This window comes from Sphingobium sp. TomMM7A (genome assembly GCF_055397305.1).
In genome coordinates this window covers 2,324,391-2,347,031 of the sequence record NZ_AP027311.1, presented here as the reverse complement: position 1 = coordinate 2,347,031, position 22,641 = coordinate 2,324,391, and the positions used below count along the sequence as shown (strand labels likewise).

Sequence of the window (22,641 nt, the reverse complement as noted above, 5' to 3'; positions counted from 1 at the left end):
TGTCCTCGCAAAATCAATTTGCCGCCCACTAGCGCTATGGGAAGCAGGGGGCCAGCGCTTTCGAGCATCCATCACAACGGCTGCTGTGTTAACCAGGGCTAGCACGCCGCGTTTGTGGGACGGATAGCCCCCGTCGCCCGGCAGGCTGCTTCGACCCTGTTCATTTCCGCCTTTGCCTGCCGCCTGCTTGATGGTTAAAAGGCCGCGCATGTCCGTTTCAGCGTCCATGCCCGAGCCGGCAACCGGAAGGTTCATTGCCGCCGTGCATCACTTTCCCTTGCGCGTCTATTTTGAGGATACGGACCTGTCCGGGCTCGTCTATCACGCCAATTACCTGCGCTATATGGAACGCGCGCGATCCGACATGCTGCGCGTCGCCGGGATCGATCAGCGCGCCGCGCAGGAAGATGGCACCGGCGTCTATGCCGTCACCAGCCTCCAAATCGCCTATAAGCGCCCGGCCCGGCTTGACGATGATCTGCTGGTCGAAAGCCGCGTGACCGCCATTCGCCCCGTCGCCTGCACCATTCAGCAAAGAGTCAGGTGCGGCGATGAAATACTGACGGACGGCGAAGTCTCTGTCGCCTTCCTGACCAGCCAGGGCCGTCCCACGCGGCAACCCAAGCCCTGGATCGACATTTTCAGCCGTTTGATGAGAGGGGAAGACATCAACCCATGAGCCTTTCGATGCCCGACGTTGGCGCCGCTGTCGGCGCCGCCACCCAAGCTGCGACCATTTCGCCGCTCGCCCTGTTTTTGCAGGCCGACATTGTCGTGAAGGTGGTGATGCTGGGCCTCGTGCTCGCCAGCATCTGGACCTGGGCGATGATCATCGGCTTCACCTTCACCCTGCGCAAGGCCAGCCGCCACAGCAGCGCGTTCGAGGATGATTTCTGGAAAGCGGAAGATATAGACCGCTTCTATGAGGCGCGGGGCAAGTCATCCGACTTTCCTGCAGCCAAGGTCATGGCTGCAGGCGTCACCGAATGGCGCCGCTCCACCGCGCAGAAGGTCATCGACCGCGACGGCACGCGCGACCGGCTGTCGACGGCTATGTCCAGCATGATCGCGGCAGAGGTCGATCGCCTGTCCGACCGCCTGAACATCCTCGCCACCATCGGCTCGGTCGCGCCCTTCGTCGGCTTGTTCGGGACCGTCTGGGGCATCATGCGTGCCTTCACCGCGATCGCAAAGGAGCAGAACAGCTCGCTCGCCGTTGTCGCGCCGGGCATTGCCGAAGCGCTCTTCGCCACCGCGATCGGCCTGTTCGCGGCGATCCCGGCCGTCATCGCCTACAACCGCTTCAGCCACGGCATCAACCGCATGGAATCCAAGCTCACCCGCTTTGCGGACGGCTTCTATTCGACGCTCAGCCGGGAGTTGGAGGCGCAGCGGTGACGGCACCTCTCACCGTCATCCCACCCCATTTCGTCATCCGAGCGAAAGCTGGGATCTCGTGCCTCACGCCCGGCCCTACCCCTCCTGAGATGCCAGCTTTCGCTGGCATCACGGGGAAAGAATAATGGCCATGTCCGGCCCACCCTCTCACCGCCGTGGCCGGGGCCGCGCGCCGATGGCGGACATCAACGTCACCCCTCTGGTCGACGTCATGCTGGTGCTGCTCATCATCTTCATGGTGACTGCCCCGTTGCTCGTCACCGGCGTTCCGGTGAATCTTCCGGAAACCCGCGCCAAGGGGCTCGATCAGGATCAGAAGCCGACCGTCGTCTCCATCGACCGCGACGGCGGCCTCTACATCGACGAGACACAGATCAGCGATGCCGACCTGCCGGATCGCCTCGCCGAGATCATGTCCGCCAACGCAGGCAAAGCCGAGCCGCCGCAAATCTTCCTGCGCGCCGACACTGGCCTCGACTATGGCCGGGTCATGCGCGTGATGGGTGAACTCAACCGCGCCGGGCTGAACAAGGTCGCGCTGGTCAGCACCGGCGGCGGCGATGCCCCAATCTCCTCAGGCGCCGTCAGCGGCGGTTCAGAATAGGGACCATAGGACTCGGGGATGGAACGTGCGGAGAAAATCGGCCTTGGCGTGGCGACGGCGGGACATGTCCTGCTGTTCGGCTTGCTGTCGGTTGGCTTTCTCGCCACCCCCAATCCGCTCAAACTAAATTCGCCGCCGATGGACGTCAGTCTGGTGGACGAGGCCGCACTGCAATCCGCCGCGCCGCAAATCTCGACCCAGCCGCCGCCGCCCAGCATCGCGCCGGAAGCAGGCCCGACCGAGGATGCGGCACCGGCGCCCGTTCCTGAACCCGCGCCTGTGCCGGAGCCGGAGCCGACACCCGCCAAGCCCGAACCGGCCCCGGCACCGGCAAAGAAGGACGTGGCAAAGCCCCAGCCAAAGCCGAAGCCAAAGCCCGCGCCTACACGGCCAGCGGCCAAGCCGACGCCCGCCAAAGCGAAGCCCGCCGCCGCCGCGCCCACTCCGGCCAAGGCCGCGCAAAAGCCTGCCGCAAAGGCCAAGCCCAATGCCCCTGCCCGCGCGTCCGGTCAGGGCAAGGCGGAAAAGCCCAAGGGGTCGCTGCTCGGCAAGGATTTCCTGAAGGGCATCGACACTGAAGCCGACGCCCCGCGCAAGGCCGCGCCGCCGCCCGCTGCGACCATGGGTCCCGTCCAGAAGGCTGCGCTTGACCGCCTCATCGGCGATCAAATCTATCGGCATTTGAAGCTCCCTTCCGGCGCGGATGTCGAGCAGCTGGTGGCCTTTCTGGAGGTGAAGATTGACCGCAACGGCCGAGTAATCGGCAGGCCCGAAGTGATCGACGTGCAGGGCCAGACGGCCAGCAACAAGCCGCAGGTCTCCATCTACAAGGAACGCGCCGTACAGGCGGTCATGCAGGCGTCCCCTTTCCAGGGGCTGCCGGACGAATATTATGAACAGTGGAAATGGCTCAAGCCGTTGAGAGTCTACGCAAGGAAAGCGCGATGAGAAGCTTTGGAATAACCGCACTGCTCGCCCTTTGCGCAGCCTTTGCCAGCCCTGCGATGGCCCAGTTGTCGGTCGATGTGACCGGCGACATCGACAGCAACCTCAAGATCGTCGTGCCCGCTTTGCCCCCGCAGGCGGAGGTGTCTACCCCGGCCGGTTCGTCCAGCGAATTGGGCCGCAAGATTGCGGAAGTAATCGCCTCGGACCTCAAGGGTTCGGGCCTGTTCGACCCTTCCGGCCCCGGCGGCATCCCCGCCATCGGCTTTCCGGAAGTCACGAATCCCGCCTATGACAAATGGGGCGCCTATCAGGCGCTGGTGCAGGGCTTCGTCCGCACCACGGGCGGGGAAGCGGACATCACCGTCGGCTGCTATCTCTATGACGTGGCGCTCAAGCAGGAGCTGACCCGCCAAGGTTATGTCGTCGCCCCCCGCGACTGGCGCCGCGCCGCGCATAAATGCGCCGACGCCATCTATGCGCGCCTGTCGGGCGAAAGCCCCTTCTTCGACAGCCGTATCGCTTATATCGCGGAAAGCGGCCCCAAGGGGAACCGCACCAAGCGGCTCGCCATCATGGATTCGGACGGCGCCAACCACCGCTTCATCACCAATGGCCAGTCCATCGCGCTGACCCCGCGCTTTTCGCCCGACTATAAGTCGATCGTCTATGTGAGCTATCTGGGCAGCCGGGTGCGCATCTATGTCTATGACATCGGCACCGGCCGTCAGCGCCTCGTCACCGAAAGCAACAATGCCACTTTTGCTCCGCGCTGGTCGCCCGATGGCCGCAACATCCTCTTTTCGATGGCGGTCGCGGGCAATACCGACATCTATCGCGTGTCGGCGCAGGGCGGGCAGCCCGTCCGCCTCACCACCGCTCCGGGCATCGATGTCGGCGGCAGCTATTCGCCCGACGGCACCCGCATCGTCTTTGAAAGCGACCGTTCGGGCAGCCAGCAGGTCTATGTCATGAACGCCGACGGCTCCGCCCAGCGCCGCATCAGCCATGGCGGCGGCCGCTATGCGACGCCCGAATGGAGCCCGCGCGGCGACCTGATCGCCTTCACCAAGATTTCGGGCGACTTCAAGATCGCCGTCATGACCCCGGACGGCGGCAATGAACGCATCCTCACCAATGGCTGGCAGGATGAGCAGCCCACCTGGTCGCCCAACGGCCGCGTCCTGCAATTTTTCCGCACCACCGCCGGGCGCGAAGGCACCAGCCAGGTCTGGCAAGTCGACCTGACCGGCGTCAACGAGCGCCGCATCCCCACGCCCTTGAGCGGCTCCGACCCTGCATGGGGTCCGCTGCTGCCCTGACAGGGAACCACATCATCGCGCAAGCGTAACGACCGCATGGACTTTTTGAGGAGCCTCCCATGAAACTCAACCGCCCCCTTTTGATCGCCGTGTCCGTCCTCGCGCTCGCCGCCTGCGGCAAGAAGGCGCCCAAGGACCTGCCACCCCCGCCCGCAACCGATACCAGTGCGCAGACCGGCACCGGGACCGGCACGACCACTGGTCCGGTCAAGGGCAGCCAGGAGGATTTCGTCGCGTCGGTTTCGTCCGACCGCATCTTCTTCGACACCGACCAATATGATGTCGATGCGCAGGATCAGCAGACTTTGCAGAGCCAGGCGGCCTGGCTTCAGCAGAACCCCAATGTCCGCGTCACGATCGAAGGCCATGCCGACGAGCGTGGCACCCGCGACTATAATATCGCGCTCGGCGATCGCCGCGCCAATGCCGCGAAAAACTATCTCGCTTCACTCGGCATCGACCCCAGCCGGATCAACACGGTCAGCTATGGCAAGGAACGCCCCGCTGCGCTGGGTTCGGATGAAGCCGCCTGGGCACAGAACCGCCGCGCTGTAACCGTGACTGTTCAATATTAAAAAGCCTTCGGGTCGCACCGGGCTTTAGGAAGCCCGCCGGTTTTCGGACCGGCGGGCTTTTCTGTGTCAGGATATGGCAACGGGCGCTCCGCTGCTCCCGCTACTTACGACAGGCGCTTGGGGTAGCAACTCCGCTTTGGGAGCACTCACAAATGACGGCGCGTCCTAAGCCTGTTTGCGCCGTTCAGCGATGCGGCGAGTGAGGAGTTGCATCATGTTGACGGTGATCTCGACGGCAGCTTCGGGGACGCCGTCGAACAGCTGTTGCGACAGGTCATCGAGCCGTGCTTCGATCCGTGCTGCAAGGTCGCGACCTGCATCGGTGAACTCCACCCGGTTCGATCGCTTGTCTTCCGGATGCGGCAGGCGCTCGATCAATCCCATCGCCGCCAGCCCGTCCAGCGTCCGCACCAGCGAGGGCTGGGTAATGCCCAGCTGATCGGCAAGGTCGGCCTGCCGCACGTCGGGTCCCAGCCGCGCGAGGTGCACCAGGCACCAGCCCGCGCTAGAGGACACCCGCAATTCCGCCAGCGCTTCGTCCGCCAGTTGCCGCCAGCCGCGCGCGACCAGCGGGAACTGCTGCACCAGCCCCTGCGTCAGGCCGGAACTAGACATCAGGATAATCCCAGGGTGGCGCGGCCGGTCATTGGCGGAAACGTCCGCTTAAACGCGACGCGTGCCGGAAAAGCCCGCCGCGCCAAACGCGCCCAGCTGCATGGTGCCGTTGATCGCATCGCCTTCCACGACCGCTTCGCATTCCATCGTGATGGGCATGGGCATGGTCATGTTCATCTTCCAGTTGAGCTTGTCTCCGTCGACCTTGCCCTCGGCGACGTCCAGCGACCCCATCATACCCGCGAAGGTGCCGTGGAAGCTGGTGCCGTTGCTGATGACGGTGAACACGCCCTTCTGATCGCCCAGCGGCGTCTTTGCCACGCAGTCATAAGCGCCATCGACATTCGCCATCACTTTATCTCCTCAAGCTGCCATCAATCGGCAAGGGTTCCCATTTCGACGGGCAGGCCCAGCGCGTCAAGCTGCGGCCGGACGAGTTTTGCATCGCCCACGACGACCCAGATCAGCCGCGCGGGATCAATCGCCTCGCGTGCGGCCTTGTCGAGGTCGGCGGCGGTCATGGCGCGGTAGAGGCCCGGCAGCGTTTCATAGAAATCGTCCGGGCGGCCGAGCAGCCGGTTGCGCATCATCGCCCCCATCAGGTCCGACGATGTTTCGAAGCTGCCGGGCAGCGACAGAATCTGGCTGTTGATGGTCTGGCTGCGTTCGGCCTCTGTCGTGCCTTTGGCGGTCAGGAAATCGGCAATGTCCTGGCGCGCGGCGGCGATGGAGGCGCCGGTCTTGTCGGTCTGGACGGGAGCATAGACCAGCAGGGGGATGGTTTCCTTGACGCCGGGCAACGCGGTGCCAGCGGAATAGGCCCAGCCTTTCGTTTCACGAAGGTCCATGATCAGGCGCGAGGTGGAGCTGCCGCCCAGCACTTCGTTGGCGGTCTGCAGCGTCAATGGGTTGTCGGTGCCCTGCTTGCCCGTCAACAGGCCCGCCAGGATCATCGATTGCGGGCTTTGCGGCTTGTCGACCAGGATGATCCGCGCCGGGCGCGCCATCCGGTCCATGCGGAACAGCTTCTTGCCCTTGGCCACGGCAGGCGCCCTCCAGTCGCCGAAGCGCTTTTCGAGCAGCGGCATGATTTCGGCCAGGCTGGCGTCGCCGGTCACGAAGATGGTGGCATTGTCAGGCCGCATCCATTTGTCGTGAAAGGCGGCAAGATCAGCGCGGGTCGCCGCCTTGACGCCGCTGGCCGTGCCCGATCCGGTGAAGGGGATGCCGTAGGGATGCGCGGTGCCATAAAGCAATGGCGGCAGCAGGCGCTGCGCGATCGGCATCGGTTCGGTTTTCTCGGCTGCAATGCGGGTCAATAGCTGACCCCGGATGCGCTCCACCTCGGTCGGCGCGAAAGCGGGGTTGCGAATGACGTCGGCGAGCAGGCCGAGCGACGCATCGAGATTGGGCTTGAGCGCATAGAGGCCGACATTGGTGCTATCCATGCCATTGCTCGCGCCGATCGACGCGCCCAGCCGTTCCTGTTCTTCCGCAATCTGCACCGAACTGCGCGTTTTCGTTCCTTCATCCAGCAGGGCCGTGGTCAGCGCGGCCGTGCCCAGTTTTGCCTTGTCGTCGGCTGCGTTGCCCGCGTCGAAGGACACCGACACCCGCACCACCGGGACGGTCGCGCGCCGGGCGAAAACGACCGGAATGCCGTTCTTGAGCCGGGCTTCCTCGACAGCGGGGAAATCCAGATCCTTGACCGGCTCGATTGGCGGTTCGGCGACCCGTGTGGGTGGCGGAGGCGTGGCGGCTACCGGCGCGGGCTTTTTGGGATCGCGGAAATAGGCGGGGTGGTGCGTGGCATTGCCCGCGAGCGCATTATCCTCCGCCGTCCGTTCACCGGGCGCCACGGTCAGCCGGAATGCCGGACGCCCGAGCCATTTGCGGGCGGCGTCGCCCACCGACTGCGGCGTGGCGGCGGCGTAGAGGGCAAGGTCCTTCTTATATTTGCCCGGATCGTCGGAATAGACCGCGCCCTCGGCCAGGGTCACCGCCTTGCCGCTGAAGCCGCCGACCTTTTCCAGACCGCCGATCGTACCCGACAGCTGCTGCGTTGCGGCGCGTTGAACCTCGTCGGCGGTAGGCCCCTTGGCAAGATAGTCGGCCAGCAATTGGTCGAGCCGCCTGCCGACGGCGGTGGCGTCCTGCCCCGGCTTCACGTCAACGGTGATTTCCGCGATCGACAGCTTTTCGAACGGTTGGATGCTGGCCTTGACGCCGACGGCCACTTTCTCATCGCGCACCAATATATTGTCGAGGCGGGAGGATTTGAGCCCGCCGAACACCGACATCGCCAGATCGAGTTGGGGCAGGTCGGCCGAATTGACGCCCGGCACGATCCAGTTGCGGTAGAGCCGGGTCGCCGCGACATTGTCGTGCATCAGCTTTTCGACATCTTTGTCGAGCGTTGGCACGGTGGCGTCCACGTCCTTGGGCGCAGGACCGGCCGGGATATTCCCGAACCATTTTTCGGCCTTCGCCCTGGCGGTCGGCACGTCGATATCGCCCGCCAGCACCAGCACGGCATTGTTCGGGCCATAATGGGTCTTGAACCAGTTTTGCACATCGGCAAGGCTGGCTGCATTCAGGTCCGCCATCGATCCGATGGTCGAATGGCGATAGGGATGGCCTTCGGGCAGCATGGCGGCGAGCTGGGCATATTCGACCAGACCATAGGGCTCATTCTCACCCATCCGCTTTTCATTCTGCACGACGCTGCGCTGCGCATCGAGCTTGGTCTGCGTCACCGCGCCGAGCAGGTGACCCATGCGGTCGGATTCGAGGAACAATGCCCGGTCGAGCGCGCCGGTCGGCACCGTTTCGAAATAATTGGTGCGATCGAACCAGGTCGTGCCGTTCCAGTCGGTCGCGCCGATATCCTCCAGCCGTCCAAAGAATGGCCCATCGGCATTTTCCGAACCATAGAACATCAGATGTTCGAACAGATGAGCAAAGCCCGTCTTGCCCGCAGGCTCGAAGCGAGAGCCGACATGATACCAGACCGACACCGCGACCACGGGAGCCTTGCGATCGGTATGGACGATGACGCGCAGGCCGTTTTTCAGCGTGAACTGCTCATAGGGAATATCGACGGCGGAAACGAGGCTGGAAAGCGGGGCTGAAGCCGTCTGAGCCGCTGGGGCAGCAAGCGCGACGGGGACTGGAAGGGCGATGATCGACAGGCTCAATGAAGACAGGCCAAGCGACAGAGCCAGGCGACGCGAGGTGGAGGAAAAAATCATGGGCGCCCTCATCGAAGCTGGAGATCATGGCCGGGGAGGCGGCAATGGGTGGCCGCAGCATAGCGGCGCATGGGGACGGCGCAATATGCATTGGATGAACGGCGCGTCGAGATCCGGAGCTTATCTTCCTCTAATATAGGCAGGTTTGCGTCGGGTGGGCGAGCGATGCTAAGGATAATTGCGTAGCGCCTCTTGTGTGGCTTTTATGCAACATTACATCGTGACCAGTTTCACGAAGGGCTTCCTATGAACCTCGAAAAATTCACTGACCGCGCCAAGGGCTTCCTCCAATCGGCGCAGACCGTCGCGATCCGCATGAGCCATCAGCGGATCAGTCCGGAGCATCTGCTGAAGGCGCTGCTGGAAGATAATCAGGGCATGGCTTCCGGCCTGATCAAGGCGGCGGGCGGCGATCCCGCTGTCGCGCTGCGGGAAACCGATGCAGCGCTGGCCAAGGTGCCTGCGGTGTCGGGCAGCGGGGCGCAGCAGACGCCGGGCCTCGACAATGACGCGGTGCGGGTGCTGGACAGCGCCGAGCAGGTGGCGGCGAAGGCCGGGGACAGCTTTGTCACGGTTGAGCGGCTGCTGCTGGCGCTTTGCCTTGCGACCACGAGCGCGGCGGGCAAGGCTCTGGCGGCGGCGGGACTGAAGGCGGAGGCGCTAAATAGCGCGATCAACGATCTGCGTGGCGGGCGCACGGCCGACACGGCAGGCGCGGAGGATCGCTATGATGCGCTGAAGAAGTTCGCGCGCGACCTGACGGAGGCGGCTCGCGAGGGCAAGCTGGACCCGGTGATTGGCCGTGACGAGGAAATCCGGCGGACGATCCAGATTCTGGCGCGGCGGACCAAGAATAATCCCGTGCTGATTGGCGACCCCGGCGTGGGCAAGACCGCGATTGCGGAGGGCCTCGCGCTGCGCATTGCCAATGGCGACGTGCCCGATACGCTGAAAGACCGCACGCTGATGGCGCTTGACATGGGATCGCTGATCGCGGGCGCGAAATATCGCGGGGAGTTCGAGGAGCGTCTGAAGGGCGTTCTGGACGAAGTGAAGGGCGCCGAAGGGCAGGTCGTCCTGTTCATCGACGAGATGCACACGCTGATCGGCGCGGGCAAGTCTGAGGGCGCGATGGACGCGGGCAATCTGTTGAAGCCAGCCCTCGCTCGCGGCGAGTTGCACTGCATCGGCGCGACGACGCTCGATGAATATCGCAAATATGTCGAGAAGGACCCCGCGCTCCAGCGGCGGTTCCAGCCGGTGTTCGTGGGCGAGCCGACCGTGGAGGACACCATCTCCATCCTGCGCGGCCTCAAAGAAAAATATGAGCTGCACCATGGCGTGAGGATCACTGACGGCGCGCTGGTGTCGGCGGCGACGCTGTCCAACCGCTACATCACCGACCGCTTCCTGCCCGACAAGGCCATCGACCTGATGGACGAAGCCGCCAGCCGTCTGCGCATGGAGGTGGAGAGCAAGCCCGAGGAGATCGAAAATCTCGACCGGCGGATCATCCAGCTGAAGATCGAGCGCGAGGCGCTGAAGAAGGAGACGGACAAGGCGTCCAAGGATCGCCTGGACGCGCTGGAGGAGGACCTCGCGAACCTTGAGGAGCAGTCCGCTGCGTTGACGCAGCGCTGGCAGGCGGAGAAGGACAAGATCGCGGGCGACAGCAAGCTGAAGGAACAGTTGGAGGCTGCTCGCGTCGAACTGGAGCAGGCGCAGCGGGCGGGCGACCTCGCCAAGGCGGGCGAGCTGGCCTATGGGCGCATTCCCGATCTGGAGCGCAAGATTGCGGAGGCCCAGGGCGCGACCGAAGGCGCGATGCTGCGCGAGGAAGTGACGCCGGAGGACATCGCCTCGGTCGTGTCGCGCTGGACGGGCATTCCTGTCGACAAGATGATGGAGGGTGAGCGCGAGAAGCTGCTCGCCATGGAGGAAGAGCTTGGCAAGCGGGTGATCGGACAGGCCGACGCGGTGAAGGCCGTAGCGACCGCCGTGCGCCGTTCGCGTGCTGGATTGCAGGACCCGAACCGGCCGCTTGGGTCTTTCCTGTTCCTTGGCCCCACGGGCGTCGGCAAGACGGAGCTGACCAAGGCGCTCGCCGGATTCCTGTTCGACGACGACAGCGCGATGGTGCGGATCGACATGAGCGAGTTCATGGAGAAGCACAGCGTTGCGCGGCTGATCGGCGCGCCTCCGGGCTATGTCGGCTATGAGGAAGGTGGCGTCTTGACCGAAGCGGTGCGGCGGCGGCCCTATCAGGTCGTGCTGTTCGACGAGGTCGAGAAGGCGCACAGCGACGTGTTTAACGTGCTGTTGCAGGTGCTGGACGACGGCCGCCTGACCGATGGGCAGGGGCGGACGGTGGACTTCACCAACACGATCATCGTGCTGACGTCGAACCTCGGCAGCCAGTTCATCGCTTCGCTGGCCGATGATGAGCCTGTCGAGAAGGTCGAGGATCAGGTGATGGACATCGTGCGAGGCCATTTCAGGCCGGAATTCCTGAACCGCCTTGATGAAGTGATCCTGTTCCACCGGCTGGGTGCGAGCCACATGGCGCCGATCGTGGATATTCAGGTCGCGCGCATCGGCAAGCTGCTTAAGGACCGCAAGGTGAAGCTGGACCTGACAGATGGTGCGCGGGCCTGGCTGGGACGGGTCGGTTATGACCCGGTCTATGGCGCAAGGCCGTTGAAGCGGGCGGTGCAGCGCTATTTGCAGGATCCGCTAGCGGATCTGATCCTGCGCGGCGAGGTGCCGGACGGCGCGACGGTGCGTGTGGATGAGGGCGATGGGGCTTTGCAGTTGAGTGTGGGGTGATGTTCATCGCCCTCCCCTTCAAGGGAGGGCTATATCAAAAAAGGGGCGCATCCTTTCGGACGCGCCCCTTTCCTTTTTCTAGCGTTACGACTTCAGATCAGAAGTTGGCCTTCACGCCCAGACGGTAGCCGCGGCCGTAGATGCCGGTGCCGCCTTGAACCGGGTTATAGTTGTTCGCGCCATAGGTGATCGGATCGATCGGCGGCAGATCGTCAAAGACATTGAGCACGTTCAGATAGAGCGTGAAATTGTCGTTGAGCTTGTAGCTGGTGGTGAGATCGACGGTGATATAGTCGGCAACATCGCACTTGACGAACCTGTCGGAAAGCAAGCTGCATGGCTCAGCTCCACCCGGAATATCCGCCGCCGACAGGTTGTACCCGCCAAAAAATTCGGCTGTGGCTGACACCGTCCATTTTTTCCATTCCAGTGTGTTGGTCCAGCTACCATGCCATTCGGGCGTGCCCGATCCAGCGGTCAGGCTGTTGTTGCCAAGCGTGCCTTCATAGCTCTCCACCCTGCCATCGGCGAAGGTCGTGTCGAGATTGATGATGTAGGTCGCTTCCAATGAGCTGGTGAGACGCACATCACCGAAATCAAACCGGCCGGTCGCCGCGAAATCGATACCTTCGGATCGAATCGTATTAGCGTTGATAAGTGGCGCCTGAACATAGGCGACACGAGGCAGGGCATTGGGATGCTGGGGATCGGGTGAATCCTGAATGATGTTGTAGCCTGCGGGAATCGCCGCACCCGAATAATAGGCCGCCAGTGCTGGACCGTAGGGCGCCGGGATGATCGCGCCCTTTTTCTTGATGTTATAATAATCGACGCTGAGCCGGATGTTGCGCGTAGGCTCGAAAATCACGCCTGCTGTCCAGCTGGTTGATTTTTCCGGCTTCAGGTCTGGGCTGGCAAGCTGGGTTTGACCATAACTGCTGGCGTTGAGATAGGTCGGGCAGCTGGCAAAGGTATCCTGCGAACAACCGAATTGGGCCAGATAGGAATCGGGGAAGGTTGATTTGGTATTATTCACAAATCCGGTCGTCGGCAGCGCGTTAGCTTCTGCGAAGCTCGGGATGCGGAAGCCCCGCGACCAGGTGCCTCGTAGCGTCAGCGCGTCGAACGGCTTGTAGCGGAAGCCGACCTTCGGCGAGAAGGCGTCCTGGCCGCTGTTATAATTGTCATAGCGGCCCGATGCGTTGACTTCGAAGCCTTCGAAAGCGGGGACGCTCAATTCGACAAAGCCCGAACGAACGACGCGCTCACCCTTGGTACCGAAGGCATTGAGGATGAAATAGCGCTGGGTCGGACCTGCAAAGTCGTCATTGGCGCTAGGCGCGTTGATCGATTCCAGACGGATTTGACCACCAAAGCCAAGCTGGACGGGGCCAGCGGGCAGATCGAACAGCGTGCCGTTGAAGCTGACCTGAGCGGCATAAAGTTCGGACTTGGACTTGGTGATGTTGTCGGGCGACAGATAATCCAGGACCGACTGGCTGTTCGACAGCGGATTGACGAAATTATAGCTGCCGTCGGCGACCACGTTCAGCAGGTTCTGGATGTAGACATAGCCCTTCGACGTGCGGGTGAGGTCGGTCACCATGCCGACGATGTCCGCCGCGAAGTTCCAGTTATCCGTGATCGGCCCAGCGATCGAGAAGGCTCCACGATAGGTGCGGCTGAGCGTTTCATTATATTCGGTCAGGTTCGGAATACGGCCCATGATCCGGGCCTGCAGGCCCTGCGCCGCAAACGGGTTGTTCGGGTTCAGCGTACCGTTGGTGACGTCGCAATTAGGCTGCGGCAGGCCGTTGACTAGTGGGCAGACATAGACCGGCAGCGCCAGTGCGAAGGAGCCCGGCGCGTTGGGCAGGCCGCTATTATAGGTGCTGAAGCGGGGGAACGCGATGCCCGCCGGGCCATTGGCGCGAATGGTCGCCGGTTCGCCGGTGTAGCTCACCTTGCTCTGAAGATAGTTGGCGGTGAAGGACGCTTCGATATCGTCAGTGACGGCGACTGTCGCCTTCAATGCGCCGCCGAAACGTTCGATCCGGGGCGAGATAACGCCATATTGACGCACCAGATCGCCTTGGCAGACGGTGTTGGGCGCAAAGGCGTTCTGATCGGTATCGGCCAATTCGGCTGCGGTCAGGGTGTAGGGAGTCTCGCCAGCGATACAGCCTGCGGCGGGATTTAGAATCTGATAGCGGCCGAGCGGATCGTCAAGCGCGCTGGTTGAATCGGTTGGCGCAACAAAGAAAGTGGTCGCGAAGGAGCGGCGGTCGCTCGTGCCGGTGGCGTCTGCCCAACCGACATAGCCAGTGCTCGACGGATTGATCGAGCCGCCATTGGGACCAACCTGAGGCCCGCAGACCCCATCGCGGCAGATGCCCGACTGATCCTGCGAGTTATACGGGTAAGGCCGGTCGCGGTTGTAGAGGGCGTTCTGGCGATACCAGAAGCCGCTGGCGTAGATGTTATAGCCGTCTCGGTTGAGGTCGCCCGTGCCCACAGTCAGGGTGGCGCGGTAGTTTTCGCCATCGCCACGTTCGGTGATGCCGCCCTCGATCCGGCCGCCGACACCCTTGAACTGCTTTTTGGTGATGACGTTGATGACGCCCGCGATAGCGTCGGCGCCATAGGTGGACGATGCGCCGTCGCGCAGCACTTCGACGCGATCGACAATATCGTCAGGGATAGTGTTAAGATCGACAAAGTTGCGCGTCGCGTCATCCGCCAGCGGATAATAGGCGGCGCGCTGACCATCGAAAAGGACAAGCGTGGAGCTGGTGGACAGGCCGCGCAGCGAAACGGCGGACGCGCCGGCCGCAAAGGCTCCGTTCGCCGAAAAGCTGTTGGTGAGCGCAGCGCCATTGTTGGACGATATGCGCTGAAGTGCTTCCTGCGTGGTCTGGATGCCGCGCTGTTCAAGCGATTCGGACGTCAGGACTGATATCGGCGAAGGCGTGTTGTTCACGTCCTGCCGCAGGATGGAGCCGGTGACCACGATGGTCGCTTGAGGTTCTTCGGCCACGGTGCCAGCCGGAGTGTCCTGCGCAAAGGCAGGAGCGGCGAGCGCCGCGAAACCGGCGCCCGCGCATGCGAGCGCCTGCAGCGCTGCGCTATTGCGCAGCCACGCATTGTTCGAGATTTTCTTCACAGTCCAGTCCCTTGCTCTGGAGCGGCGCAAGCGAACCTGCGCCTAGTTACCGACGCATGGAGAGGGGCGTAGGAGCCCGACAGCAAACCCCTCTTCATCCGTGCTGTGCGATAGTCTGCGCAGTCGTTTTATGCGTGTAAAGCAATGCTAGGGAGCGGAGCGCACTTTGCTGTTTCACTGTCGTAAATTTGCCACATAGGCGATAAGCGCGGTTTTACGTTCGTTTAACAACTTTATTTGCAGTCATTTATGGCAGGCGGAACTTTGATGCTCTGTCATTGCCACAGGATACACTAAGTTGCGCAAATGCATCTCAGTTCAGTTTTCTGGCATTGGTCCGGTGAGCAGAAGCGGGTCGATCCGCGCTTCGTTCCAGCGCAAGCCCCAGTGAAGGTGCGGGCCAGTGGCGCGGCCGGTGGCGCCGATCGCGCCGATATTCTGACCCTGACGAATGGACTGGCCGAGCTTCACGTCGATGCGGGAGAGGTGAAGGAAGGCGCTGGTGAGGCCATGGCCATGGTCGATCATCAGCAGATTTCCCTCGAGCGTGAACGGGTGATCGGCCGCCAGCGTCACCACGCCGTCAGCAGGCGCCAGAACGGGATCGCCGGTCGCCCCGGCGATATCGATGCCGCCATGATAGGCGCCGGGTACGCCTTGATAGACGCGCTGCGATCCGAATAGGCCGGAGATGCGCCCGACGCGCGGCCAGAGGAAGCGCTGGCGCCAGCCTTGGGCGGCGGTTTCCTGCACGCGGGCGGCGGCGATCTGCGCCAGTTCCGGGCGGCGCAAGGCCAGGAAGGCTTCATTGTCGCGCACCGGGCGGAGCGGCGTATTCACGCGCTCTATCCGCCAGGCGCGAGGAGCGATGCTGATCGTCTGGTTGATGATGCGACCGTCGGAGAGGCGGGCGGTGAGCTGTGCCCGCGGCCCGGCGTCGCGGTCGAAGGCGATGAAGAAGCGGCCATCGGGATCGACGCGGACGAGTTGATTGTCGAGGCGCAATTCCGCCGTCGCGGGTGGCGCTGTACCGGTGAGCGTGCCGCCCTGCTGCGCGGTGCCTTGAAGGGTGATGCTGGCGGCGGGAACGGGAGCCGGATTGTTCGCCGCGCCCACACTGCCGGTCATCAGCAGAAGCACGGCTGCCCAGCATTTCATCGCAGGCTCCGCGCCTTCAGTTCAGCCTGGGCCGAGGCTTCGGCGCTGGCATAGGGCTCCTGCCGGGCAATGCTCCAATAGCGCAGATCGTCGAGCGCGATTTTCTCGCCAGTGACGGCGCACACGACATGGTCGCCCGCCTGGAGCACGCGGAAGCTGTAGGCCATATAATGGAGGCGAGCCGGACGATCGCGGTTGGACATCAGCATGAGATCAGGCGGCCTTTTTCACATTCATGCACATCAGGAGAACAGATCCTGCTGGCGAGTTTCGCCGCCCTCCTGCGGTTTGCGGGTGGGGCGGGATGTAGGGGATATAGCTTGCGGCGGCGCCTTCTCAAGGCCTGGTGATGGTGGGCCGCTTTCCACCGTCGCCGCGACCGCACCATCGTCGAAATGAAGCGCTACCGTGCCTGCCGCACGGGCTTCATCGACCGTCTTGACGAGGCGGTCCGCCGCCATGACGCGGGCGAAGCCGCGCTTGAGCGGCAAGTCGGGATTGACCGAGACGAACAGGCGCGACAGGCGGTCGAAGGCGGTGGCGCGGTCGTGAAAAACGCGGGTCAGATAATCGGGACGCAGACGCTGACGGTCCAGCCGTTCCCTCGCGCGGCTCAAATGCTGGTGCAGGAGCGCCGGGCGAAGCGCCCCGCCCGCTTGCCCCAGATGCGCGCGGGCATCGGCGACGCGGTGGCGCAGACCATTGCCAAGATCGCCGGACAGCTGGTCGAGCCGCTGCCGCTGGGGGGCAAGCAGCATGTCGGGAGTGGGCATGAGCCGGGCCTGCACCTCCAGCCGCTCGCGCGCCTGCGCGGCACCGCGACGCACCGCGCGATTCATGCGCAGGCCCTGTTCGGTCAGCATGGCCATCAGATCAGCGCGCACCGGCACCGCCATTTCAGCAGCGGCGGTCGGCGTGGGCGCGCGCATGTCGGCGGCATAGTCGCAGAGTGTGGTGTCGGTTTCATGGCCAACGGCGGAGATGATCGGGATCGAACATTCCGCCACGGCCCGGACGACGATTTCCTCGTTGAAGCTCCATAGATCCTCAACCGATCCACCGCCGCGCGCGACGATGACGAGGTCGGGACGAGGCAGCGGGCCGCCAGGCTGCATGGCCGAAAAGCCGCGCACGGCGCGGGCGACTTGCTCTGCCGCCCCCTGCCCCTGCACCAGCACGGGCCAGAGCAGGACGTTGGTGGGGCAACGATCCTCAAGACGGTGGAGAATGTCCCGAATGACCGCGCCGGTGGGCGACGTCACGACGCCAATGGTGCGGGGCATGAAGGGGAGCAGGCGTTTACGGTCGCGGTCGAACAGACCCTCGGCTGCGAGCTTTGCCTTGAGCTTTTCGAGCAGCGCCATCAGCGCGCCCTCGCCCGCCAGCTCCATCCGTTCGATCACGATCTGATATTTGGAGCGGCCGGGATAGGTGGTGAGCTTGCCGGTGGCGATCACCTCCACCCCATCCTGCGGCGCGAAAGGCAGGCGCTGTGCCCCGCCCTTCCACATCACGCCGTCGATGACCGCATTGTCATCCTTGAGGCAAAGATAGAGATGGCCCGACGCAGCGCGCTTGAAGCCGGAAATCTCGCCGCGCAAGCGGACATGGCCGAAGCGATCCTCGACCGTGCGCTTCAATATGGCCGACAATTCGCTCACCGAAAGCGGCGGCGCGTTGTCCCCCGCCCGTTCCTCGGCTAACAGGCGGCCCGATGCATCCAAACCAGCTTCATATTCCGGGGACATGGGCGAAATGAACATCCTTTTGTTGGGCAGCGGCGGCCGCGAACATGCTTTGGCCTGGAAGCTGGCGCAATCGCCCAGCCTCACGACCCTTTATGCAGCGCCCGGTAATCCCGGCATAGCCCAGCATGCGACGTTGGTCGACCTGGATGCCACGGATCATCGCGCGGTGGTCGATTTCTGCCTGCGCCATGCGATCGGGCTGGTGGTGATCGGGCCGGAAGCGCCGCTGGTCGATGGGCTGGCCGACAATCTGCGGGTCAAGGGCTATCCGGTGTTCGGGCCGGGCAAGAAGGCCGCGCAACTGGAAGGGTCCAAGGGCTTCACCAAGGATTTGTGCAAGCGCGCGCACATTCCGACCGCCGCCTATGAGCGCACCCACAGCAAGGATGGTGCGATCGCGGCGCTTGGCGACTTCGGCCTGCCGGTGGTGATCAAGGCCGATGGCTTGGCGGCTGGCAAGGGCGTGATTATTGCGGAGACGCGCGATCAGGCCGTCGAAGCGATCGAGGACATGTTCTCCGGCGCATTTGGCGCGGCGGGCGCGGAAGTAGTCTTGGAAGAGTTTATGACGGGCGAGGAGGCGAGCTTCTTCGCTCTGACCGACGGCAGCGCCATCCTGCCCTTCGGCTCCGCGCAGGACCATAAGCGGGTGGGTGACGGCGATACCGGCCCCAATACCGGCGGGATGGGCGCTTATAGCCCGGCGCGGGTGCTGACGCCCGAGTTGGAAGCTGAAGTGATCGAGAAGATCATCCGGCCGACCGTTGAAACGTTGGCCGCCGAGGGGACGCCTTATTCGGGCGTGCTTTATGCGGGACTGATGCTGACCGATGAGGGGCCGAAGCTGATCGAATATAACGCGCGTTTCGGCGATCCGGAATGCCAGGTTCTGATGATGCGCTTCGACGGCGATCTGGTCGAACTGCTGCTGGCGGTGGCGCAGGAACGGCTGGCGGAGCAGGGGCCGGTAAAGCTGGCCGACCGCACCGCATTGACGGTAGTGATGGCGGCGAACGGCTATCCGGGCACGCCGGAAAAGGGCGGCGCGATCGGCGGCATCGAAGCGGCGGAAGCTGGTGGCGCGCGGGTTTTCCATGCAGGAACGGCGTACAAGGATGGCGTGCTGGTCGCCAATGGCGGGCGGGTGCTGAACGTCACGGCCAGCGGCAGCAGCGTGGGTGAGGCGCAGGCGGCGGCCTATCGCGCGGTGGACGCTATTGAATTTCCGACCGGATTTTGCCGCCGCGATATCGGCTGGCGCGAAGTGGAGCGCGAAGGGCGCTGAAGGCATCCAACGCAGGCTCTTGCCGATCGTGCGCCAGCGCCCTTAGATAAGAGCCTGAAAAACGGGAGGGAGCGTGATGCAGGAATTTTTCATGGACTATGGCCTGTGGTTGTTGATCGGCTTGCTGGTCCTGATCGGCGTCGTGTTCCTGCTGGCGGGGCGCAAGACGCCCATCGACAACGCCCCGCCCGAGCGTGCCCCTGTGGTGGAACGGCAACCGTCTCCGGTCGCGCCCGTCGCCGCAGAGCCGGTTGCCGTTGCACCCACGACAATCGCGGCTGAGCCTCAGCCTGTAGTCGCGCCGGTGTCGCCGCCGATTTCCGCTGCCCCGGCGGCGGCCACATCGGACGCGCATGACAATCTGCTGAGGTTGAAGGGGGTCGGTCCCAAGCTCAACCAGCTGCTGATCGAACTGGGCGTGACCCGCTATGCGCAGATCGCCAATTGGAGCGACGCCGACATTGCGGCGATCGATACGAAGCTCGGTACTTTCAAGGGTCGGCCGGTGCGCGACCAATGGGTTGATCAGGCGAAATATCTCGCGGCTGGCGATACTGCCGGGTTCGAAGCGAAATACGGCAAGCTTTAGGGCGTAGCGAGTGCCGATGTTAGCTTCGGCTCAGGGAAAGACGATAGGCGATCGGACCACGTAACCCGCTCTTTCAGCCTTGCCCTAGCAGTTCGCGGGCGCGGGGGGCGAGGCGCTGGGTCGCTGCTTCGTGGATGCCGGGGGCTGTGCATAGCAGGCCGAAGGCGGTGGGATCGGGGCGGTTGAAGGACAGGGGGACGCCGAGCGCGTCGGTGACGGTCGCCCCCGCTTCCTGCGCGATCAGGGCGGCGGCGGCGACGTCCCATTCATTGCCCCAGCGGACGGTGGCGACAAGGTCGGCCTCATCGGCGGCGACCATCGCCATGCGCAGCGCGATGCTGTTGGGTTTGTGGACTGTGACGAGGTCGCGGTCGTAGCGGGGGAGTTGATCGGCGGGGACGCGAGCGCCGGGCAGGATCATGCGGGACCCTGCAGAAAGCATGCGGCCGTTGCGGGTGGCGCCCTCCCCCACCCGCGCGATCCACAATTCGTTGCGGGCAGGCGCGGCGAGGATGCCGATGCGTACCGCGCCATGTTCGACCAGCGCAACCGAAACGGACCAGCCCGGACGGCCGCGCAAATAGTCACGGGTGCCGTCGATCGGATCGACCACCCAGACACGGGCAAGGTCGAGGCGATGGACGGTGTCGGCGGTTTCTTCCGACAGCCATCCGGCGGTGGGATCGATAAGGCCAAGGCTCTGGCGGAGCATCTCGTCGATTTCTAGGTCAGCCTCGCACACAGGATGGCCTGGGACCTTTTCCCATTGGCGCACCTGCGTCTGGCCGCCCGCCCAGAGGGTGAGCGCTCGGTCGGCCGCGTCCGATACCGCGCCGACCAGCGCGCGCAGGTCGATCTCAGCCCCCGGCAACGGTCATCCCGTCAATGCGGATGGTGGGCACGTTCATGCCATAGCGGAATACAAGGTCGTTCGCCGGGACGAGAGCGCGGAACATGTCCTTCAGATGGCTGGCGATGGTGATTTCCGAAACCGGACGGGTGATCACGCCATCCTCGATCAGGAAACCGGCGGCGCCGCGGCTATAGTCGCCGGTGACGCCATTCACACCCATGCCGATCAGTTCGGTGACATAGAGGCCACGCTTTATGTCCGCCATCAGGGCTGCGGGAGAGATGTTGCCCGGTTCCATGTGCACATTGGTGACGCCTGCGCCGGGCGCGCCGCTGCCGCCCCGGCTGGCATGGCCGGTGGGCTGAAGGCCGAGCTGGCGGGCGGAGGCGCTTTCCATCAGCCAGCCGGTCAGCACGCCAGCATCGATCAGGGCACGACGGGCGACCGGCAGCCCCTCTCCGTCGAAGGGGCGCGAGCGCATCCCGCGTGGACGGAGCGGATCGTCGATGATGGTGATCGCGCTGTCGAACAGCTTCTCCCCGAGGGAGTCGAGCAGGAAGCTGGAGCGGCGCGCGATGGCGGGGCCGACGATGCCGCCGATCAGATGGCCGAGCAGGCTGGAACCGATGCGCGGATCGAACAGGATGGGAAGGGCGCCACTTTCGAGTTTGGCGGGGTTGAGGCGGGCGACAGCGCGCTCCCCCGCGCGGGCGCCGATCGTCGCGGCATCATCGAGATCTACCAGATGGCGGACGCTGTGGCTGGCATGGTCCCGCTGCATGTCCGCGCCGGTGCCCGCAAGGACGCTGGCCCAGGTCGAATGGCTGGTGCCCGCATAGGCACCGGCAAAACCGTGGCTGGTGGCGAGCGCGACCTGGCTGCGGCCGTTGGATGCGCCGCCGCCTTCGCTGTTGGTGACGCCTGCGATGGCGCGGGCGGCTTCCTCGACAGCGAGGGCGCGCTCGCGCAGCTTCGCGGGTTTAGGCTCACTCGGATCGGCAAGGTCCAGTGCGGGCAAGGCGCCACGCAGCAGCCTGTCTTCAGGCGCGAGACCCGCATAGGGATCTTCCGGCGCCTCCCGCGCCATGGCGATCGAACGATCGACCAGCGTGCTCAAGGTCGCGGGATTCATGTCCGACGCGGCGATGCTGGCGGAGCGCTGACCGACGAAGACACGCAGGCCGATTTCCTCGCCTTCCGATCGCTCCACATCCTCCAGCGCGCCAAGGCGCACGGCGACCGTGGTCGAGGCATTGCAGGCATAGATGGCGTCGGCCGCGTCCGCTCCGGCCCTGCGTGCCGCCGTCACCAGATCCTGCGCGCGCGACTGGGCTTCTTCGAGGCTGAGCATGGGTGCGGGGCGTTCCTGCTGAGGGGGTCAGGCCATGGGCCTTACGCGCTTGAACCCGGCTGGGCAACCTGCGCATCGGCCCAGTGTTTGAGGAGATGGTGGGCAACGGCCATTGGAGGAGGCGAGGTGAAGAGCGCGTCTGCATCCCCTGCCAGCGCCGCTCGGACCCCGGCTGCGTCACACCAGAGGGCATGCTGAATTTCGGTCTCGTCCAGCGTCAGCGCATCGTCGTCAGCCCGCGCGATGCAGGCGATCATCAGCGAGGAGGGGAAGGGCCATGGCTGGCTCATCACATAGCGGACGGAATGGACGGTAACGCCCGCTTCCTCCTTGATTTCCCGCGCGACGGCTTCCTCGAGGGTTTCACCCGGCTCCACGAAACCGGCGAGGGCGGAGTAGAAGCCCTGCGGCCAGCTATGCTGCCGTCCGACCAGCACCCGGCCGTCATGTTCGGCGAGCATGATGACGACCGGATCGACGCGGGGAAAATGTTCCGCATCGCAAGAGCAGCAGCGGCGCGCCCAGCCTGCCTTTTCCGGACGGGTGCGCGATCCGCAGACGGAGCAAAAGGGATGGCGGCCATGCCAGTGGACGAGGCTGCGCGCCGCGCCATAGAGCGCGACTTCGTCGGCGGGCACTTCGGTAACGATGGCGCGGCTGCGGGCGCTGGGGACGAAGTTCGTGCCGCTTTCCTCGATAAGGCGGGCGAAGATCGGGCGCTGCGCTTCGTCGATGCCGAGCAGCAGATGCTCCTCCACCCGGGCGTCGGCAGACAGCGGCTCCATGAGGAGATGGCCGTCCTGCGTGACCGGATCAAGGCCGTCGAGGACGAGACAGCGGGCATCGGGCGAGGCAAGCGCCTGCGCCACAAGGTCCGGCTTCATCCGGATATGATCGGCGCGATCGAGGCGGCCGCCAGCATAGCCAAGCTGGTCAGGGGACATGAGATTCGCTCTCC

General features: G+C 64.2%; 19 protein-coding genes. 9 read left to right on the top strand and 10 right to left on the bottom strand.

Annotated elements, in window-relative coordinates:
* The first annotated feature begins 208 nt into the window (after positions 1-208).
* The 6 genes from ACZ5ZH_RS11695 (at position 209) to pal (ending at position 4,844) form a co-directional block, all read left to right on the top strand.
* Positions 209-679, top strand: a complete 471-nt coding sequence (locus ACZ5ZH_RS11695) for a YbgC/FadM family acyl-CoA thioesterase (protein WP_449470679.1) — start codon at positions 209-211, stop codon at positions 677-679.
* Positions 676-1,398 carry a protein TolQ gene (tolQ, locus tag ACZ5ZH_RS11690; RefSeq protein ID WP_449470678.1) on the top strand — a complete coding sequence of 241 codons (723 nt, stop codon included), beginning with the start codon at positions 676-678 and terminating at the stop codon, positions 1,396-1,398. The genes ACZ5ZH_RS11695 and tolQ overlap by 4 nt, the downstream gene beginning before the upstream one ends.
* A 124-nt stretch (positions 1,399-1,522) precedes the next feature.
* Positions 1,523-2,002, top strand: coding sequence for a protein TolR (gene tolR, locus ACZ5ZH_RS11685; protein ID WP_449470677.1), 480 nt, complete (start codon positions 1,523-1,525; stop codon positions 2,000-2,002).
* Between the two features lie 18 nt (positions 2,003-2,020).
* Positions 2,021-2,950 (top strand): cell envelope biogenesis protein TolA, encoded by a 930-nt coding sequence (locus tag ACZ5ZH_RS11680; protein WP_464771617.1) that lies wholly within the window; start codon positions 2,021-2,023, stop codon positions 2,948-2,950.
* A complete protein-coding gene (gene tolB / locus ACZ5ZH_RS11675; RefSeq protein WP_464771616.1) occupies positions 2,947-4,269 on the top strand; it encodes a Tol-Pal system beta propeller repeat protein TolB in 1,323 nt (440 codons plus the stop codon). Before ACZ5ZH_RS11680 ends, tolB begins: the two co-directional genes overlap by 4 nt.
* A 59-nt stretch (positions 4,270-4,328) precedes the next feature.
* Positions 4,329-4,844: a peptidoglycan-associated lipoprotein Pal gene (pal, locus tag ACZ5ZH_RS11670; RefSeq protein ID WP_449470672.1), complete on the top strand. Its 516-nt coding sequence runs from the start codon at positions 4,329-4,331 to the stop codon at positions 4,842-4,844.
* Positions 4,845-5,009: 165 nt separating this feature from the next.
* Here pal and ACZ5ZH_RS11665 read toward each other — a convergent pair whose 3' ends face one another.
* Genes ACZ5ZH_RS11665 through ACZ5ZH_RS11655 form a run of 3 tightly spaced genes read right to left on the bottom strand, consistent with a single transcriptional unit; the run spans position 5,010 to position 8,710 of the window.
* A complete protein-coding gene (locus ACZ5ZH_RS11665) occupies positions 5,010-5,459 on the bottom strand; it encodes a MarR family winged helix-turn-helix transcriptional regulator (RefSeq protein ID WP_464771615.1) in 450 nt (149 codons plus the stop codon).
* 48 nt (positions 5,460-5,507) lie between these two features.
* Positions 5,508-5,810 (bottom strand): hypothetical protein, encoded by a 303-nt coding sequence (locus ACZ5ZH_RS11660; protein WP_449470669.1) that lies wholly within the window; start codon positions 5,808-5,810, stop codon positions 5,508-5,510.
* Between the two features lie 23 nt (positions 5,811-5,833).
* Complete coding sequence (locus tag ACZ5ZH_RS11655; protein ID WP_464771614.1) at positions 5,834-8,710, bottom strand: M16 family metallopeptidase; 2,877 nt, start codon at positions 8,708-8,710, stop codon at positions 5,834-5,836.
* Positions 8,711-8,956: 246 nt separating this feature from the next.
* On the opposite strand from ACZ5ZH_RS11655, the gene clpB reads away from it, so the two are divergent.
* Complete coding sequence (gene clpB / locus ACZ5ZH_RS11650) at positions 8,957-11,536, top strand: ATP-dependent chaperone ClpB (RefSeq protein WP_464771613.1); 2,580 nt, start codon at positions 8,957-8,959, stop codon at positions 11,534-11,536.
* A 97-nt stretch (positions 11,537-11,633) separates the two neighbouring features.
* On the opposite strand, the gene ACZ5ZH_RS11645 is transcribed toward clpB, so the two are convergent.
* The 4 genes from ACZ5ZH_RS11645 to xseA all read right to left on the bottom strand — a co-directional run bounded on the left by ACZ5ZH_RS11645 (position 11,634) and on the right by xseA (position 17,605).
* Positions 11,634-14,699 (bottom strand): TonB-dependent receptor plug domain-containing protein, encoded by a 3,066-nt coding sequence (locus ACZ5ZH_RS11645; RefSeq protein WP_464771612.1) that lies wholly within the window; start codon positions 14,697-14,699, stop codon positions 11,634-11,636.
* Positions 14,700-15,017: 318 nt separating this feature from the next.
* The gene (locus ACZ5ZH_RS11640; protein WP_464771611.1) at positions 15,018-15,857 is read right to left on the bottom strand and encodes a M23 family metallopeptidase; all 840 of its coding nucleotides are present in this window, start codon (positions 15,855-15,857) and stop codon (positions 15,018-15,020) included.
* Positions 15,854-16,066, bottom strand: coding sequence for a DUF2093 domain-containing protein (locus tag ACZ5ZH_RS11635; RefSeq protein ID WP_464771610.1), 213 nt, complete (start codon positions 16,064-16,066; stop codon positions 15,854-15,856). Before ACZ5ZH_RS11635 ends, ACZ5ZH_RS11640 begins: the two co-directional genes overlap by 4 nt.
* 33 nt (positions 16,067-16,099) lie before the next feature.
* A complete protein-coding gene (xseA, locus tag ACZ5ZH_RS11630) occupies positions 16,100-17,605 on the bottom strand; it encodes an exodeoxyribonuclease VII large subunit (protein ID WP_464771609.1) in 1,506 nt (501 codons plus the stop codon).
* A gap of 7 nt (positions 17,606-17,612) precedes the next feature.
* Here xseA and purD point away from each other — a divergent pair, with 7 nt between their 5' ends.
* Positions 17,613-18,890 carry a phosphoribosylamine--glycine ligase gene (gene purD / locus ACZ5ZH_RS11625; protein ID WP_464771608.1) on the top strand — a complete coding sequence of 426 codons (1,278 nt, stop codon included), beginning with the start codon at positions 17,613-17,615 and terminating at the stop codon, positions 18,888-18,890.
* Between the two features lie 76 nt (positions 18,891-18,966).
* Positions 18,967-19,479: a hypothetical protein gene (locus tag ACZ5ZH_RS11620; protein ID WP_464771607.1), complete on the top strand. Its 513-nt coding sequence runs from the start codon at positions 18,967-18,969 to the stop codon at positions 19,477-19,479.
* Positions 19,480-19,552: 73 nt separating this feature from the next.
* On the opposite strand, the gene ACZ5ZH_RS11615 is transcribed toward ACZ5ZH_RS11620, so the two are convergent.
* From ACZ5ZH_RS11615 to nudC, 3 genes are read right to left on the bottom strand one after another with little or no spacing between them, the layout of a single operon-like run.
* Positions 19,553-20,350: an inositol monophosphatase family protein gene (locus ACZ5ZH_RS11615; RefSeq protein ID WP_464771606.1), complete on the bottom strand. Its 798-nt coding sequence runs from the start codon at positions 20,348-20,350 to the stop codon at positions 19,553-19,555.
* Entirely contained in the window at positions 20,337-21,683 is a 1,347-nt protein-coding gene (locus tag ACZ5ZH_RS11610; RefSeq protein WP_464771605.1) for a TldD/PmbA family protein, read from the bottom strand. Before ACZ5ZH_RS11610 ends, ACZ5ZH_RS11615 begins: the two co-directional genes overlap by 14 nt.
* Before the next feature lie 41 nt (positions 21,684-21,724).
* Complete coding sequence (gene nudC / locus ACZ5ZH_RS11605; RefSeq protein ID WP_464771604.1) at positions 21,725-22,627, bottom strand: NAD(+) diphosphatase; 903 nt, start codon at positions 22,625-22,627, stop codon at positions 21,725-21,727.
* Positions 22,628-22,641 lie beyond the last annotated feature (14 nt).

Coding starts and splice junctions, on each gene's coding strand:
- ACZ5ZH_RS11695 (WP_449470679.1), top strand. CDS start 209: ATGTCCGTTTCAGCGTCCATGCCCGAGCCGGCAACCGGAAGGTTCATT.
- tolQ (WP_449470678.1), top strand. CDS start 676: ATGAGCCTTTCGATGCCCGACGTTGGCGCCGCTGTCGGCGCCGCCACC.
- tolR (WP_449470677.1), top strand. CDS start 1,523: ATGGCCATGTCCGGCCCACCCTCTCACCGCCGTGGCCGGGGCCGCGCG.
- ACZ5ZH_RS11680 (WP_464771617.1), top strand. CDS start 2,021: ATGGAACGTGCGGAGAAAATCGGCCTTGGCGTGGCGACGGCGGGACAT.
- tolB (WP_464771616.1), top strand. CDS start 2,947: ATGAGAAGCTTTGGAATAACCGCACTGCTCGCCCTTTGCGCAGCCTTT.
- pal (WP_449470672.1), top strand. CDS start 4,329: ATGAAACTCAACCGCCCCCTTTTGATCGCCGTGTCCGTCCTCGCGCTC.
- ACZ5ZH_RS11665 (WP_464771615.1), bottom strand. CDS start 5,459: ATGTCTAGTTCCGGCCTGACGCAGGGGCTGGTGCAGCAGTTCCCGCTG.
- ACZ5ZH_RS11660 (WP_449470669.1), bottom strand. CDS start 5,810: ATGGCGAATGTCGATGGCGCTTATGACTGCGTGGCAAAGACGCCGCTG.
- ACZ5ZH_RS11655 (WP_464771614.1), bottom strand. CDS start 8,710: ATGATTTTTTCCTCCACCTCGCGTCGCCTGGCTCTGTCGCTTGGCCTG.
- clpB (WP_464771613.1), top strand. CDS start 8,957: ATGAACCTCGAAAAATTCACTGACCGCGCCAAGGGCTTCCTCCAATCG.
- ACZ5ZH_RS11640 (WP_464771611.1), bottom strand. CDS start 15,857: ATGAAATGCTGGGCAGCCGTGCTTCTGCTGATGACCGGCAGTGTGGGC.
- ACZ5ZH_RS11635 (WP_464771610.1), bottom strand. CDS start 16,066: ATGCTGATGTCCAACCGCGATCGTCCGGCTCGCCTCCATTATATGGCC.
- xseA (WP_464771609.1), bottom strand. CDS start 17,605: ATGTCCCCGGAATATGAAGCTGGTTTGGATGCATCGGGCCGCCTGTTA.
- purD (WP_464771608.1), top strand. CDS start 17,613: ATGAACATCCTTTTGTTGGGCAGCGGCGGCCGCGAACATGCTTTGGCC.
- ACZ5ZH_RS11620 (WP_464771607.1), top strand. CDS start 18,967: ATGCAGGAATTTTTCATGGACTATGGCCTGTGGTTGTTGATCGGCTTG.
- ACZ5ZH_RS11610 (WP_464771605.1), bottom strand. CDS start 21,683: ATGCTCAGCCTCGAAGAAGCCCAGTCGCGCGCGCAGGATCTGGTGACG.
- nudC (WP_464771604.1), bottom strand. CDS start 22,627: ATGTCCCCTGACCAGCTTGGCTATGCTGGCGGCCGCCTCGATCGCGCC.